The organism is Rhizohabitans arisaemae, from assembly GCF_025996515.1.
In the GTDB taxonomy this organism is placed as follows: Bacteria; Actinomycetota; Actinomycetes; order Streptosporangiales; family Streptosporangiaceae; genus Rhizohabitans; species Rhizohabitans arisaemae.
The window spans coordinates 179,577-180,679 of record NZ_BLRH01000021.1 but is presented as its reverse complement, the minus strand read 5'-3'; the positions used below and the strand labels follow the sequence as shown (position 1 = coordinate 180,679).

The following is a 1,103-nucleotide window of genomic DNA, read 5'->3' as shown; positions in this document are numbered from 1 at the left end:
TCACCCGGCACCCCGCCGTCCGCACCAGCCACACCACCGTCCACACCCACGACAACACCACCCACCTCACCACCTACCTCACCCTCACCACCCCCCACCCGGAGCACACCCACGGCGGCACGCCCGATCCCGCCACGCTCCACAGCCTGCGTGCACACCTACGCGCCCATCTCCCCATCTGGATGCACCCCACCCACCTCATCACCCTCACCCAGCTCCCCCTCACCCCCAACGGAAAGATCGACCGTGCCAAACTTCCTCCGCCACCCGACGTCACGGAGAAGAGGCCTGCGGCGAAGCCGCGCACCCCGGCGGAACGGGCGCTGGCCGAGCTGTTCCGCACCTTGCTGAACGTGGACGAACTCGGGGTCCACGACAACTTCTTCGAGCTCGGCGGCCACTCGCTGCTCGCCACGCAGGCGATCGCCCGGATCCGCCACCAGTGGGGCGCCGACCTCCCCCTGCGGGCCGTCTTCGACCACCCCACCGTCGCCGAACTCGCGACCGCCCTCGACGAGAGCGCACCGCGGGGCGACTCAACCGACTCCGGCCGTTCGGCGGACCGGGACCCCGCCCACGACACCGCCGAACCCGTCTGGACCGGCGAACACCCCGACCGGATCCCCCTCTCCTCCACCGAGAGACGACTCTGGTTCCTCGACCAGCTCACCCCCGGCACCACCGCCTACACCCTCGCCGGCCGCATCACCCTCACCGGCGACCTCGACACCGGCGCCCTCACCGCCGCCCTCACCGACGTCGTCACCCGCCACGAAACCCTGCGCACCGACTACCCCGCCGACGACCAAGGCCCCTACCGGCGCATCCACCCACCCCGGCCCCACCCGCTCCCCCACACCGACCTCACCGCAGCGGAACGGGCCCCCTCGTCCATCGGCCGCACCCGGCCCGGCGCAGTCCCCGACGCCGGAGACGACCACCGGCACACCGGCCCCGTGGCCGGACACCGCACGAACCCCGAATCCGCAGCGGAGACCACGACCCGGTTCGACGAGCTCACCGCCCGGCTCGTCGCCGAACCCTTCGACCTGGCCGCCGGACCCCTGTTCCGCACCCACCTGGCCACAACCGGGCCCGCCGAA

General features: G+C 72.5%; 1 protein-coding gene. It reads left to right on the top strand.

Annotated elements, in window-relative coordinates; all coding sequences use genetic code 11:
* A partial coding sequence (locus tag RUR_RS09215) for a phosphopantetheine-binding protein (protein ID WP_283134526.1) occupies positions 1 to 1,103 on the top strand: 1,103 nt, incomplete at both ends.